Annotated in this window: 14 protein-coding genes and 1 other annotated feature; of the genes, 13 read left to right on the top strand and 1 reads right to left on the bottom strand. The window is 27.7% G+C overall.

Going from position 1 to position 13,461, the window contains the following annotated elements:
• Positions 1 to 38: 38 nt before the first annotated feature.
• Entirely contained in the window at positions 39 to 599 is a 561-nt protein-coding gene (locus tag HF520_RS09895; RefSeq protein ID WP_168573871.1) for a TetR/AcrR family transcriptional regulator, read from the bottom strand.
• 236 nt (positions 600 to 835) lie between these two features.
• Between HF520_RS09895 and HF520_RS09890 the strand changes: the two genes are divergently transcribed.
• The 13 genes from HF520_RS09890 to asnB all read left to right on the top strand — a co-directional run bounded on the left by HF520_RS09890 (position 836) and on the right by asnB (position 13,368).
• Entirely contained in the window at positions 836 to 1,675 is an 840-nt protein-coding gene (locus tag HF520_RS09890; protein ID WP_168573870.1) for a DegV family protein, read from the top strand.
• 290 nt (positions 1,676 to 1,965) lie between these two features.
• A complete protein-coding gene (locus tag HF520_RS09885) occupies positions 1,966 to 3,324 on the top strand; it encodes a sulfurtransferase (protein ID WP_168573869.1) in 1,359 nt (452 codons plus the stop codon).
• A gap of 10 nt (positions 3,325 to 3,334) precedes the next feature.
• Positions 3,335 to 3,757: a hypothetical protein gene (locus tag HF520_RS09880; protein WP_168573868.1), complete on the top strand. Its 423-nt coding sequence runs from the start codon at positions 3,335 to 3,337 to the stop codon at positions 3,755 to 3,757.
• Positions 3,758 to 3,808: 51 nt separating this feature from the next.
• Positions 3,809 to 4,047, top strand: a binding site (T-box leader).
• 191 nt (positions 4,048 to 4,238) lie between these two features.
• The gene (locus HF520_RS09875; RefSeq protein WP_168573867.1) at positions 4,239 to 4,937 is read left to right on the top strand and encodes a 5'-methylthioadenosine/adenosylhomocysteine nucleosidase; all 699 of its coding nucleotides are present in this window, start codon (positions 4,239 to 4,241) and stop codon (positions 4,935 to 4,937) included.
• 14 nt (positions 4,938 to 4,951) lie between these two features.
• Positions 4,952 to 5,956: a tryptophan--tRNA ligase gene (gene trpS, locus HF520_RS09870; protein ID WP_168573866.1), complete on the top strand. Its 1,005-nt coding sequence runs from the start codon at positions 4,952 to 4,954 to the stop codon at positions 5,954 to 5,956.
• Positions 5,957 to 6,066: 110 nt separating this feature from the next.
• Positions 6,067 to 6,447 carry a DUF5665 domain-containing protein gene (locus HF520_RS09865; protein ID WP_243155139.1) on the top strand — a complete coding sequence of 127 codons (381 nt, stop codon included), beginning with the start codon at positions 6,067 to 6,069 and terminating at the stop codon, positions 6,445 to 6,447.
• Between the two features lie 11 nt (positions 6,448 to 6,458).
• A complete protein-coding gene (locus HF520_RS09860; RefSeq protein ID WP_168573865.1) occupies positions 6,459 to 6,956 on the top strand; it encodes a TraR/DksA family transcriptional regulator in 498 nt (165 codons plus the stop codon).
• Between the two features lie 28 nt (positions 6,957 to 6,984).
• Positions 6,985 to 7,767, top strand: a complete 783-nt coding sequence (locus HF520_RS09855) for a polysaccharide deacetylase family protein (RefSeq protein WP_168573864.1) — start codon at positions 6,985 to 6,987, stop codon at positions 7,765 to 7,767.
• Between the two features lie 65 nt (positions 7,768 to 7,832).
• Positions 7,833 to 8,285, top strand: a complete 453-nt coding sequence (lspA, locus tag HF520_RS09850) for a signal peptidase II (RefSeq protein WP_207710992.1) — start codon at positions 7,833 to 7,835, stop codon at positions 8,283 to 8,285.
• Entirely contained in the window at positions 8,285 to 9,196 is a 912-nt protein-coding gene (locus HF520_RS09845) for an RluA family pseudouridine synthase (RefSeq protein WP_168573863.1), read from the top strand. The genes lspA and HF520_RS09845 overlap by 1 nt, the downstream gene beginning before the upstream one ends.
• Before the next feature lie 234 nt (positions 9,197 to 9,430).
• Positions 9,431 to 9,964 (top strand): bifunctional pyr operon transcriptional regulator/uracil phosphoribosyltransferase PyrR, encoded by a 534-nt coding sequence (gene pyrR / locus HF520_RS09840; protein WP_168573862.1) that lies wholly within the window; start codon positions 9,431 to 9,433, stop codon positions 9,962 to 9,964.
• Positions 9,965 to 10,077: 113 nt separating this feature from the next.
• A complete protein-coding gene (locus HF520_RS09835; protein WP_168573861.1) occupies positions 10,078 to 11,322 on the top strand; it encodes a uracil-xanthine permease family protein in 1,245 nt (414 codons plus the stop codon).
• Positions 11,323 to 11,511: 189 nt separating this feature from the next.
• Positions 11,512 to 13,368 carry an asparagine synthase (glutamine-hydrolyzing) gene (gene asnB, locus HF520_RS09830; protein ID WP_168573860.1) on the top strand — a complete coding sequence of 619 codons (1,857 nt, stop codon included), beginning with the start codon at positions 11,512 to 11,514 and terminating at the stop codon, positions 13,366 to 13,368.
• Positions 13,369 to 13,461 lie beyond the last annotated feature (93 nt).

Raw genomic sequence — 13,461 nt, 5'->3', positions numbered from 1 at the left:
AAGCTGTCTAAAATAAATATATTTTAGCAGCTTTTTTGTTATATCCATTTATTAACTAAAAAACTAGCAATTTTCTCAAATGGTATCTCTTCTGTTTTTAATATACTTTGAACTACTAGACCGTCTACTATTGAAATTATAAGAAATGAAAAAGCTTCAGAATCATCAATATCCTCATGTAAGTATTTATTTATTTCTTCTTGTAAAGTTGTTCTCCATTGTATGTATTTTAACTTGATTCTTTCTCTTAATGGTTCATTTCCAGTAATTGCTTCACAAAGTAAATACATATGAATTCTTCCTGTAGAACCTATAGTTGATATTTTTCCCATAATAATATTAATAAGATCATCTTTAGAACATTTACTTTCTATACTATACACACAATCTAATACAGCATCAGTAATAATTTTTAAATGATTATCAGCTATATCAAAAATTAAATCATCCTTAGAAGAATAATGATAATATAGTGTACCCTTACTTATACCGGCTGTTTTTGCAATATCAGAAAGACTTGTATTTCTTATTCCGTTAACAGTAATTAAATTTGTAGCTACATTTAATATATTTTCTTTCATATTAGTGTTAGATTTCATAAAATCAACCTTTCCCTATAAATAAACGTTAAAACAAATTATATTATAAGTATGTATTATTTTAAAGTCAATAAAAGCAATATTTGAAAAATTTAGAGTATTGACAATTTGTAAAAACGTATATACAATAATAAATAATCGGTCGATTGACCGATTGATTATTTATTATTAATATTAACATAAAACAAGTAGATAAACATTAAATTTTAAATAAATTATTTAGGTGAGGTAATTATATGAATAAAATAAAGCTATTAGTTGATGGTGGTTGTGATTTACCGAAAGAAACTTTAGAAAAATATAATATAGGAATAGTAGGCTTAAATATATCATTTGGAGAAGAAAGTTTCATAGGTGGATTAGAAATAGATAATGAAACATTTTACAAAAGAATGAAAGAAGAAAAAGAGTTACCTAAAACTTCTTGTCCATCTCCGGATAGATTTATAGAAGCATATAAAGGAGAAGAGGACGTATTATTACTAACTGTAAGTTCTAAATTATCAGGAACATATAGTAGTGCTAAATTAGCAAAAGATATGTATGATAGCGAGTTCGGAGACAAAAAAGTAGAGGTCTTAGATACTATGAGTGGATCGATAGGTCAAGGTCTACTTGCTATAAAAGCATCTGAATTAATATCTAATGGAAAAAGTTTAGATGAAGTAATTGAAGCTCTTAATGATTTAAAGGAAGATATTTTATTTTATGGAACTTTAGAAACTTTAGACAATGCTATAAAAGGTGGAAGAATAAATCCAATTGCGGGTAAGATTATAAATGCTTTAAACTTTAAGGCTATAATTCAAGTTACAGAAGGTATTGTAAAACCTATAGATAAAGCACGAGGAGTTAACAATAGTTTAAAGAAAATATTAGATTATATAGATAACAATATAAATCAACCTAGTGATAGAGTTTTAGCTATAGCACATGCATATTGTAATGAAAAAGCAGTTAAAATAAAAGAATCATTAGAATCTAAATATGATTTTAAAGAAATTATTATAGCAGAAATAGGACCTGTTATGGGAACGTATACCTCAGAAGGTGCAATATTAGTAAGTATATTATAAAAGTAAAAAGTTACACTGTAGGAAGAGAATACTATAGTGTAACTTTTTTATTTCTAAAGGAATAATTATAAAGCATTATGTAATTAAATTATTTTATATTAGTAATAATAACAGTAACATAATTATTTTCTTATATAACTTTCTAAGCATTGACTTGACTTATAATATTATATAAATAGTTATAGATATTATCTATTTAATAAAAGTATATATTGAAATAATCTATATTCATTTACTTAGTTTTCGGACTGAGTATATAATAGACAAGGAATAAAATGTAGGAGGATGAAATGATACTTAATAAAATTAAAAAAACAACTTTAGTACTGATAACAATTTTAAGTTTAACGATTTTATCAGGATGTTCTAAAGAAGAGGTTGTGTCAAATGAAGAATTTAAAAATATTTCTACATCTGAGTTGCAATCTAATTTAGATAATGATTCATGGGTAATTGTAGATACTAGAATAAATGATGCATATAATGGATGGGCCTTAGATGGTGTATCTAGAGGAGGACATATATTAAATGCAGTAGATTTTTCAGCAAATTGGTTAAAAGTTGAAAATAAAGATAAAGAAGAAACGTTAGAAAAAGCATTAGAAACTAAAGGGATTAATAAAGATAAAAATATAGTTTTATACGATTCAAATGGAACTGATGCAAAGGAAGTTGCAAACTATTTACATAAAAAGGGATATGAGAACTTATATATATATAATGTAAATGAATGGGCAAAAGATGAATCTTTACCTATGGAATCATATGATAACTATGAGATGTTAGTTCCAGCTGAAATTGTAAAGGAAGTTGTAGATGGTAATATCCCAGATACTTTTAAAGATTCAAAAAATATAAAAATTGTTGAAGCTAGTTGGGGAGAAGAAAGTGAAGCATACTCAAAAGGACATGTTCCAACTAGTGTTCATATAAATACAGATACTATAGAACCACCACCAGCATGGATGCTAGCAAGTGATGAAGAATTAACTAAGTTTGCTTTAGATTATGGATTTACTAAAGATGATACTATAATAGTTACAGGTCCTGATGTAATGGCATCATATAGAGTAGCAGTTGTACTTCGTTATATAGGAGTAAGTGATGTTAGAGTACTAAATGGAGGTAATGATGCTTGGGTATCAGCAGGATATGAACTTGAAACTAAAAGCAATGAAAAAACACCAGGAACTGATTTTGGAACAACTATACCAGCAAATCCTGATTTAATAGTAACTATACCAGAGTTAAAAGAAGAATTAAAAAATGATGATTCTATATTAGTAGACAATCGTAGTTGGGATGAATATATAGGAAAAATTTCTGGATATAGCTATCATGATAAGAAAGGTCGTATTCCAGGTGCTGTATATGGATATGCAGGAACTACTTCAGTAACGTTAGAAGACTATCGTAATATAGACAATACAATGAGAAATGCAAATGAAATAAAAGCATTATGGGATAAAGCTGGAATTGATACAAATAAAGAATTAATATTCATGTGCGGAAGTGGATGGAGAGCAGCAGAAGTTTTAGCGTATGCTAATGTTATGGGTTATGAAAATAGTAAGCTATACAGTGATGGATGGATAGGATGGAGTAATGACACATCTAATCCTACAGAAACTGGAGAGCCAACTAAATAGGAATTAAATTATGAAGGGAAAAGTAAAAAAATTCTTATATATATTAACACTTATAATTCAGATTGGGATAATTTTAGGTGTATGTATACTTCAATATTTAACAAAGAAAAAAGCAGGTGTTATGCATCATGTTTATTATAGAAAGTATCAATTTGAGAATAGTATATTTTCATTAGATAAGATAGAAACTTTAAGAATTGTGTTTATAATTATTTGTATTATTTTATTGATTAATTTAATTTACTCAATAATAGTAAATAAAAAAAAGTTCTATAAAATACAATCTATAATAGCCTTTATACTATCAATATCAGTATATATTATTTTAGTTAGTAAATTATTTTCTAATATGATTGCGTATCATTATTTTATAATGGCCTTTATATTGGTTCTTATAATACAATTATTAATATTAATTTTTAATTTTAAATGATACCCTTGACATTTTTAATTGTAAGTCATATTATAAAATAAATAAAAAATATGGACTCCGTTGAAAAGAATTAGTAACTAAATTAAGATTCAATACAGAGAGTAAAGAAGGGTGAGAACTTTACAAGAAAGATTTAGTGAATGGATCTTAGAGGAATTAGGTTAAATATAATAGTTAAAACTATTATAGAGTAGCTGATATCGTGACTGCACGTTATAGCAGATTTAAGAGATACATATGAATATATGTATAATTTAGGTGGTACCGCGGAAATTATATCCGTCCTATTAATATTAATAGGACGGATTTTTTATGCTTAGTGAAATTATATTATATAAATAAATATATATAATTGTTATAGTTAAGTAATATCAGTAAGTTTAGTGAGCATAAAAAATATTTTGAGCAACGGGCAGAGCCGTTGGCGACATGAGCAACGCGAATTTTTTATGCTAAAAAATAAAATCTTAGGAGGATGAACATGAACATAATAGGTATAATAGGTGCAATGGATGAAGAGGTAGATATATTAGTAGATCTTATGGATATAGAAAAGGTAGTAGAAAAAGCTAGCTTAAAATTTCATAAAGGAACGTTAGAAGGAAAAAATATAGTTTTAGTTAAATGTGGTATAGGAAAAGTAAACGCAGCATTATGTACTCAAATATTAATAAGTGAATTTAATGTAGATGCTGTAGTTAATACAGGCGTAGCAGGAGCACTTCATAGTGAGTTAGATGTACAAGATATAGTAATATCAACTGATGCTATACAACATGATATGGATACTACTGCATTTGGAGACAAAAAAGGTGTAATACCAAGAATGGAAAGTTCAACATTTATAGCTGATCAAATGCTTATAGATGCAGCATATGAATCATCAATTAAGGAATCTAAAGGAAATAAAGTTTTAAAGGGAAGAGTAGTATCAGGTGATATATTCGTAAGTTCTAAAGAATTAAAAGATGAATTAATAAGTGAATTTGATGCTTATTGTGCAGAAATGGAAGGTGCAGCAATTGCTCATGTTTGTACTTTAAATGCTACTCCATTTGTAATAATAAGAGCTATGTCTGATAAGGCAGATGGAACTGCAGATGTTACATATGATGAGTTCGTAGTAGAAGCTGCTCACAGATCTAAAGATATAGTTTTAAATATGTTAAAAGCAATATAATTGGAGGGGTTAATATGAGTGAAAAAAAGGTAATATTTAGTGGTATACAACCATCAGGGAAATTAACTCTTGGAAACTATTTAGGTGCATTAAGAAACTTCCCTAAATTCCAAGATGATTACGATTGTTATTATAGTATAGTTGACTTACATGCAATTACTGTACCACAAGAAGCTAAAAACTTAAGAGCAAATACATTAGAAATATTAGCTCAATATTTAGCTTGTGGTCTTGATCCAGAAAAAAATACTATATTTATACAATCACATGTAAGTGCACATACAGAGCTTATGTGGATATTAAATACAATGACTTATATGGGTGAGTTAAGTAGAATGACTCAATTCAAAGATAAGTCACAAAAAAGTGAAGCAAATTTAAATGCAGGTCTTTTCACTTATCCAGTACTTATGGCAGCTGATATACTTTTATATCAAACTGATTTAGTACCAGTTGGAGAAGATCAAAAGCAACATCTAGAATTAGCAAGAGATTTAGCTTCTAGATTTAATAATAGATACTCACCAACATTCCAAATACCAGAAGGATATATACCAAAAGAAGTTGGTAGAGTAATGAGCTTACAAGAGCCTAATAAAAAAATGAGTAAGTCAGATCCTAATGAAAATGCATATATATTATTATGTGATGATCCGGACACAATAAGAAGAAAGATAAAAAGAAGTGTTACAGATTCAGAAGGTGTTATAAGATATTCTAATGATCAACCGGGAATAAAGAACTTAATAGATATATATACTCAATTAGCTAATAAGAGTGTTGATGAAGTAGTTTCAATGTATGAAGGTAAAGGATATGGAGAATTTAAAGCAGATGTTGCTGAAGTTATAGTAGACGCTTTAAACCCTATAAGAGAAAAATATTTAGAGCTTTTAAAAGATAAAGCATATTTAGAAAAAGTATATGCTATGGGTGCTGAAAAAGCTGAAAGACAAGCAAGAAAAACTTTAAGAAAAGTGTATAAAAAAGTAGGTTTAATAGAAAGAAAGTTTTTATAAAATAAATAAAAATAGTCACCGTTAAGGTGGCTATTTTTGTTGTGTATTTTTATATGAAAAATATCACATACTAATTTAAAAGTATATGTTTCATAAAAGGATGTGAATATATGAAGCATAACAGTAAAGATAAAAATGAAAAAAATCCAACTTATGTTAGTATGAAAAATTTAGACAAAATCATAAATGAGATGTATTTATCAGATAATCCTAAAGAAGATCTAGGAATGATAAAAAGGTATTTAGAAAGACTTACTTTGATTATTGAGAGAAGTAGAATTAGAGAGTATATGATGCTTACAGATAGTAAAAGGAGATTATTTTTAATAAACTTTGTAGCTGGATTAGGTAAAGGTTTTGGTCAAGCTATAGGATTTACTTTTTTAGCGGCAATTGTATTTTATATACTAACTAGTTGGATAGACTTACCTGTTATAGGAGCATTTATAGCAAAATTATTAAATTTAGTAGATATTTATAGAAATAAATAGAGGTGTATAAGATGAATGTAAACAAATATAAAAAAGAATTAGAAAAAGAAAAAGAAAGTTTATCAAAATTAATAGTTAGTATGCAAGATAATACTTTATTTGGAAATACAGTAGAACATACTAGTGAAAGATATAGTTCTGGAGAATTATCAGCATATGATAATCATACAGCTGATTTTGCAACTGAGCAATATATGAATGATATGCAAAATAGCTTAACTATTCATGAAAAGGGAAGATTATATCAAGTAAATAAGGCTTTAGAGAAAATCGAAAGTGGAACTTATGGAATATGTGAGATTTGCAAAAAACAAATAGATAGCGAAAGATTAGATTTAATACCAGAAACAGACTTATGTTCTGATTGTGCTAAAGAGCATGATAACTTGCCTTCTGATACAGAGCATGTAGATTTAAATTTTATAAATAAAGGTTGTGATTTTTATTCAGAAGACTTAAAAGATCTAACTGATTTAAATAAAAATGGCTTATATGATGATAATGAATAAAACTGTATAAGAGAAGAGGTCAATCAATATGAAAAAGAAATTTAGTGTACTTCTAGGATTATTAATTGTAGCATTTACGTTTTATTCTGTAAAAACAATGAACTTAAAAACAAAAGAAGTATTAAATTTAAATGAAAGTAATAATGATATAACGAGAGATTATGAAGATATAATAATAAGAAAAGGTAATAGTGACGAGAAAATAATTGCGTTAACATTTGATGATGGACCAGATGATGTATTTACTCCTCAGGTACTAGATATATTAAAGAAATATGATGTAAAAGCAACATTTTTTTTAGTTGGAGAAAATGTTGAAAGAAATTCTGAAATAGTAAAAAGGCAGTTTGAAGAAGGGCATGAAATAGGAAATCATACTTTTACACATATAAACGTAGCTAAAAAAGGTTATAATGAAATATACAATGAGATAATAAAAACACAAGAGGTTATAAAAGATGTAATTGGAATAGAACCTAAGCTATTTAGACCTCCTTATAGAGCTATTAGCAGAAATATGTGTGATATAGTAAAGAATAAAAATATGAATATAGTTTTATGGTCTAACTTAGATCCAAGAGATTGGTCTAATCCAGGTGTTTATTACATAGTAGACACAATTGAAAAAAAAGTTGAAAATGGGAATATAATTTTACTGCATGACTATAATAATGTAAGAAATACAAAATCTCAAACAATTCAAGCATTAGAAACTGTTATACCGTCTTTAAAAGAAAAAGGGTATAAATTTGTAACTATATCAGAATTAATAGAACATTTAGATAAAAAAGATCAAGAAACTCAAAACTAGGCTTCCATTTAGGAAGCTTTTTTATGTATAATTATACTTATAATATTTTTAGGAGGGTAATAATATTGATTTATGAAGTAATAATAGCTATATTAATAGGTTTAGATCAGCTTTCTAAATACTTTGCATTAAATTACTTAAAAGAAGCAGGCAGTATACCTGTAATACAAAACATATTCCATCTTACATATGTAGAAAATAGAGGAGCTGCATTTGGAATGTTTCAAAACAATCAAACTATATTTATTATAGTTGCATTAGTAGCTTCTGCATTTGGTTTATACTATTTACATAAGAAAAAAATAAATTTAGTCGGCAAAGTTGGAATTTTACTTATAATTTCAGGAGCCATTGGAAATCTAATAGATAGAGTAAGATTAGGGTTTGTTGTAGACTATTTTGATTTTAGAATAATTTGGGAATATGTATTTAATGTGGCAGATGTATTTGTAGTAGTAGGTACAATACTACTATGTATACATATATTATTTTTTGAAGATAAAGAGATGGTGAAGTAATGGACGAAATAAGACAGTTTTTAGTAGGTGAAGAAGAAGAAGGAGATAGACTAGACGTTTACTTATCAGAACAGTTAGGAGATATGTCTAGAAGTTATATACAAAAAATTATAAAAGATAAAAAAGTTGAAGTTAACGGAAAAATTGAAAAAGCAAAGTATTTGGTAAAAGAAGATGACAATATAAAAATAGAAATACCAGCACCGAAGTTACTAGAGGTAGTTCCTCAAAATATACCTATAGATATAGTATATGAGGATGATGATGTATTAATTGTAAACAAACCTCAGGATATGGTTGTTCACCCAGCCCCTGGAAACTATGAAAACACTTTAGTTAATGCTATACTGTATCACTGTAAAGATAAGTTATCATCTATAAACGGTGTTATAAGACCTGGTATAGTTCATAGAATTGATAAGGATACATCTGGACTTTTAATGATAGCCAAGAATAATAATGCACACAATAGCTTAGCGGAGCAACTAAAAGATCACTCAATAACACGAGAATATGAATTCATATGCCACGGTGTCGTTAAGGAAGATAAAATAACAGTAGATAAACCTTTAGGTAGAAATCCTAAGGATAGGCTTAAAATGGCTATCGTTAAAGATGGAAAACGTGCTGTTACACATTTTGAGGTAGTAGAAAGATTTGAAAACTTTACACATATGAGAGCTAGATTAGAAACTGGCAGAACTCACCAGATAAGGGTTCATGCACTTTCAATAAATCATCCGTTATTAGGAGATCCTGTTTACGGACCTAAGAATACGAAGTTCAAACTAAATGGTCAAACTCTACATGCGAAGAAGCTAGGATTTATACATCCAAGAAATAATGAGTATATAGAATTTGATTCAGAACTACCAGATTATTTTAAAGATATACTAAAAAAACTAAAGTAAACTTTGTTTTTTAGTATAAAATATAAAACAATAAATGCCTTGAAAAAAAGTATAATACAATTTATAATTGTAATAGTAATAGAAAGTTTAAAAAGAAATACCTTTAATTGATACAGAGATATCATAAGGCGAATATAAGTATATATTACTTAGTTTTGTAATATTAGCTTCTTGTCTTATGGTAAGAAGCTTTTTTTATTATTAATACTAAGTAATTAGCCTAGGAGGAATCAAATGAAAGAAAAAGCAACACTAATGGATGACAAAGCTATAGGAAGAGCTATAACAAGAATAAGTCATGAAATATTAGAAAAAAACAAAGGTATAGATGATGTTGTTTTAGTAGGTATAAAGACTAGAGGAGTACCTATAGCAAATAGAATATCTAAAAAAATAGAGCAAATTGAAGGCAAACCTGTTAATACTGGAGAAGTAGATATAACTTTATACAGAGATGACTTAAAGAAGGTTAATGTAGATCCAGTCATTAATGGTTCAAATATAAATTTCAACATAAATGATAAAATAGTTGTATTAGTAGATGATGTACTATACACAGGAAGAACTGTAAGAGCAGCATTAGATGCAATAATGGATATTGGAAGACCAAAATCAATACAACTTGCAGTATTAGTAGATAGAGGTCATAGAGAGTTACCAGTAAGGGCAGATTATGTTGGAAAAAATGTACCAACATCAAAGTCTGAAGTAATATCAGTTAAATTAATAGAAACTGACGAAGAAGATTCAGTAACTATTAAAGAATAAAAGCATAAAATTTAACTAGAATAAAATAAGGTTTTATATTGCCTTTTAATTCAGTACAGAGAGACTGAAAAAGGGAGAATATTTCTCCCTAAAAAAATTTTGGGAGGTTTTTTATGAAAAAATTAATCATGTCATTTCAACATTTATTAGCAATGTTTGGAGCTACAGTATTAGTTCCAATGTTAACAGGGTTAGATCCAGCAGTTGCAATATTTTGTGCAGGCATAGGAACGTTAATATTCCATTTTTGTACAGAAAATAAAGTGCCAGTATTTTTAGGTTCAAGTTTTGCATTTATACCAGTAATAAAAGCAGCTATAGATGCTCATGGAGGAGATTTGGCTTATGCACAAGGTGGTATAATTGTAGCAGGTTTTGTATATGTAATACTTTCATGTTTAGTAAAAATTATTGGTGCTGAAAAAATCAAAAATTATTTCCCACCTCAAGTTACAGGAGCAATGATAGCTGTAATAGGATTAAACTTAATACCAACAGCTTTTGATATGGCTTCACATAATTTTATTATAGCAGCTATTACATTAGGTGTAGCAATATGTATAAACTTATTTGCTAAAGGATTTTTAAAGCAAATAGGAATTTTGATATCAGTAATTATAGGTTATACGATATGTTACTTTACAGGATTAATAGATACATCAACTATAACAAGTGCTAGTTTATTTGCAATACCAAACTTTACACTACCTAAATTTAGTCTTGAAGCAATAGTTATAATAGCACCGGTTGTTTTAGCAGTTTTCATGGAGCATATAGGAGACATTACTACTAATGGAACTGTTGTAGGTAAGAATTTCTTAGAAAATCCAGGACTAAATAAAACATTATTAGGAGATGGATTAGCTACAATGGTAGCAGGTTTTTTAGGAGGGCCAGCAAATACTACTTACGGAGAAAATACAGCAGTACTTGCTATAACTAAAAATTACGATCCAGCAAACTTAAGACGTACAGCAATTCTTGCAATACTTCTTGCTTGTATTGGTAAGTTTGGAGGATTCTTACAAAGCATACCTCAAGCTGTTATGGGTGGAATAAGTATAATGTTATTCTCAATGATAACTTTTGTAGGTTTAAAGACTATAAAAGACAGTAAGTGTGTAGAGAATAAAAATAATATGATAATAATAGCTACTATATTAGTAATAGGATTAGGAACTACTTATTTAGGAAATAAAGGAATATCAATAGGAATACCTGTAACTCAAAGTGTTAAAATAACAGGATTAAGTTTAGCGGCAATTATAGGTATAGTATTAAATAGGTTATTAAATAAAAACCAATTTAAAAATGAAAAAACAAAAGTTAGCATTAAAGTTTCTAGTGCTAATAATTAAAACAGAAAACGCAAAATTTAGATTTTAAAGTCTAGATTTTGTGTTTTATTTTACTCATTTATTATTTCAGATAATTTTGACAATTAAGTAAATGTAAAAAATTGTAAAAATAACAAAAACTATGATATAATATAGCTTTGAAACAAAATATATATAGCAAAAACTTAAGCATAGAGGGGGGAGATATGTATGTGTGGATTTGTTGGATTTGTTAGCAAAGCAAATAATAAGAAATATATATTAAAGGATATGTTAGATACTATAATACATAGGGGCCCAGATCAAACTGGTGAATTTATAAATGAGGATGTAGCATTAGGCTTTAGAAGGCTTAGCATAATAGATGTGACTCATGGAGCTCAACCTTTATTTAATGAAGATAAAAGTATAGCATTAGTATTTAATGGTGAGATATATAATTATAAAGATCTAAGAGAAGAGTTAATACAAAGAGGGCATATATTTAAAACTGATACAGATAGTGAAGTTCTAGTACATTCTTATGAAGAATATAAAGAAGATATGGTACAAAAGCTTAGGGGAATGTTTGCTTTTGTAATTTTCGATACTAAAAATAAGAAATTATTTGGTGCAAGAGATCATTTTGGTATAAAACCTTTTTATTACACTAGTTTTTTAGGAAAAGATGAAAAATCATTCTTATTTGGATCAGAGATAAAAAGTTTTTTAAAACATCCAGACTTCGTAAAAGAATTAAATAAAGATGCTTTAAAACCGTATCTAACGTTCCAATACTCAGTTTTAAATGAGACTTTCTTTAAAGGAGTATTTAAACTCCCACCAGCTCATTACTTTACTTATGAAAATGAAAAGATGGAAATAAAAAGATACTGGGATATCAATTTTGATGAAAAAGAAAATACATTAGAAAATTATATAAATGAAGTTAAGCATATAGTTAATCAATCGGTAGAAGTTCATAAAAATAGTGAAGTTCCTTTAGGTTCATTTTTATCTGGTGGAGTAGATTCTAGTTACATAACTAGTGTTTTGATGCCACAAAAAACTTTTTCGGTTGGATTTGAGCAAGATAAGTTTAATGAATCTAATTTAGCAAAAGACTTATCTAATATGCTTGAAATAGAAAATTTAAGTAAAATTATAAATGCTGAAGAGTGTTTTAATAAACTGGATTGTATTCAATATCATATGGATGAGCCACAAGCAAATCCATCATCGATTCCCTTATATTTCTTATCTGAGTTAGCAAGAGAACATGTTACAGTTGTTTTATCTGGAGAAGGTGCAGATGAACTATTTGGTGGCTATGAATGGTATGATGAAACTTCAGTTATGAAAAAATATAAGAAAGTTCCTAAACCTTTAAGAAAATTACTAGCTAAGTTGGTTAAGAATAAACCATATTTTAAAGGTAAAATGTTAATGATTAAGGGAGGAAGTGATGTTGAAGATTACTTTATAGGGCAAGCTTTTGTTTTTGAAGAAGATGAAGCAAAAGATATACTAAATAAAGAATATTCTCAATCACCGTCAATAAAAGATATAACTAAACCTATATATGAAAAAGTAAAAGATAAAGATGATTTAACAAAGAAACAATATTTAGATTTGAATCTTTGGCTGCCAGGGGATATATTGCTAAAAGCAGATAAAATGAGTATGGCACATTCTTTAGAATTAAGAGTTCCATTTTTAGATAAAGAGGTTATGAAAGTAGCTCAAGATATACCTAGAGATTATAGGGTTAATGATGAAAATACAAAATATGTTTTAAGAAAAGCAGCTAATGAAGTACTTCCAGATGAATGGGCTAAAAGAGAGAAAAAAGGATTCCCAGTACCAATAAGAGAGTGGCTAAAAGAAGAAAAATATCATAGAATAGTAAAAGAATCTTTTGAGAGTGATTATGCTAGAGAATTTTTCGATACTACTAAGATAGTAAAATTACTAGATAATCATTATAATGGAAACGAGAATAATGCAAGAAAAATTTGGGTAATATATATTTTTTTAGTATGGTATAAAAGATTTTTTATAGATGAAGATAAATCAATAGCATTATAAATCAAAGCTATAAACAGTAGATAAAAGGTTAAAATGTACTTAGATAAGGCTACATTTTAACAAATCTATTGTTTATAGCTTTTTAATTTTAAT

The organism is Romboutsia sp. CE17 (assembly GCF_012317385.1).
Lineage (GTDB): Bacteria > Bacillota > Clostridia > Peptostreptococcales > Peptostreptococcaceae > Romboutsia_E.
The sequence above is the reverse complement of the archived record's forward strand: the minus strand, read 5'-3'. Positions and strand labels throughout refer to the sequence as shown.

Coding starts and splice junctions, on each gene's coding strand:
- HF520_RS09895 (WP_168573871.1), bottom strand. CDS start 599: ATGAAATCTAACACTAATATGAAAGAAAATATATTAAATGTAGCTACA.
- HF520_RS09890 (WP_168573870.1), top strand. CDS start 836: ATGAATAAAATAAAGCTATTAGTTGATGGTGGTTGTGATTTACCGAAA.
- HF520_RS09885 (WP_168573869.1), top strand. CDS start 1,966: ATGATACTTAATAAAATTAAAAAAACAACTTTAGTACTGATAACAATT.
- HF520_RS09880 (WP_168573868.1), top strand. CDS start 3,335: ATGAAGGGAAAAGTAAAAAAATTCTTATATATATTAACACTTATAATT.
- HF520_RS09875 (WP_168573867.1), top strand. CDS start 4,239: ATGAACATAATAGGTATAATAGGTGCAATGGATGAAGAGGTAGATATA.
- trpS (WP_168573866.1), top strand. CDS start 4,952: ATGAGTGAAAAAAAGGTAATATTTAGTGGTATACAACCATCAGGGAAA.
- HF520_RS09865 (WP_243155139.1), top strand. CDS start 6,067: ATGAAGCATAACAGTAAAGATAAAAATGAAAAAAATCCAACTTATGTT.
- HF520_RS09860 (WP_168573865.1), top strand. CDS start 6,459: ATGAATGTAAACAAATATAAAAAAGAATTAGAAAAAGAAAAAGAAAGT.
- HF520_RS09855 (WP_168573864.1), top strand. CDS start 6,985: ATGAAAAAGAAATTTAGTGTACTTCTAGGATTATTAATTGTAGCATTT.
- HF520_RS09845 (WP_168573863.1), top strand. CDS start 8,285: ATGGACGAAATAAGACAGTTTTTAGTAGGTGAAGAAGAAGAAGGAGAT.
- pyrR (WP_168573862.1), top strand. CDS start 9,431: ATGAAAGAAAAAGCAACACTAATGGATGACAAAGCTATAGGAAGAGCT.
- HF520_RS09835 (WP_168573861.1), top strand. CDS start 10,078: ATGAAAAAATTAATCATGTCATTTCAACATTTATTAGCAATGTTTGGA.
- asnB (WP_168573860.1), top strand. CDS start 11,512: ATGTGTGGATTTGTTGGATTTGTTAGCAAAGCAAATAATAAGAAATAT.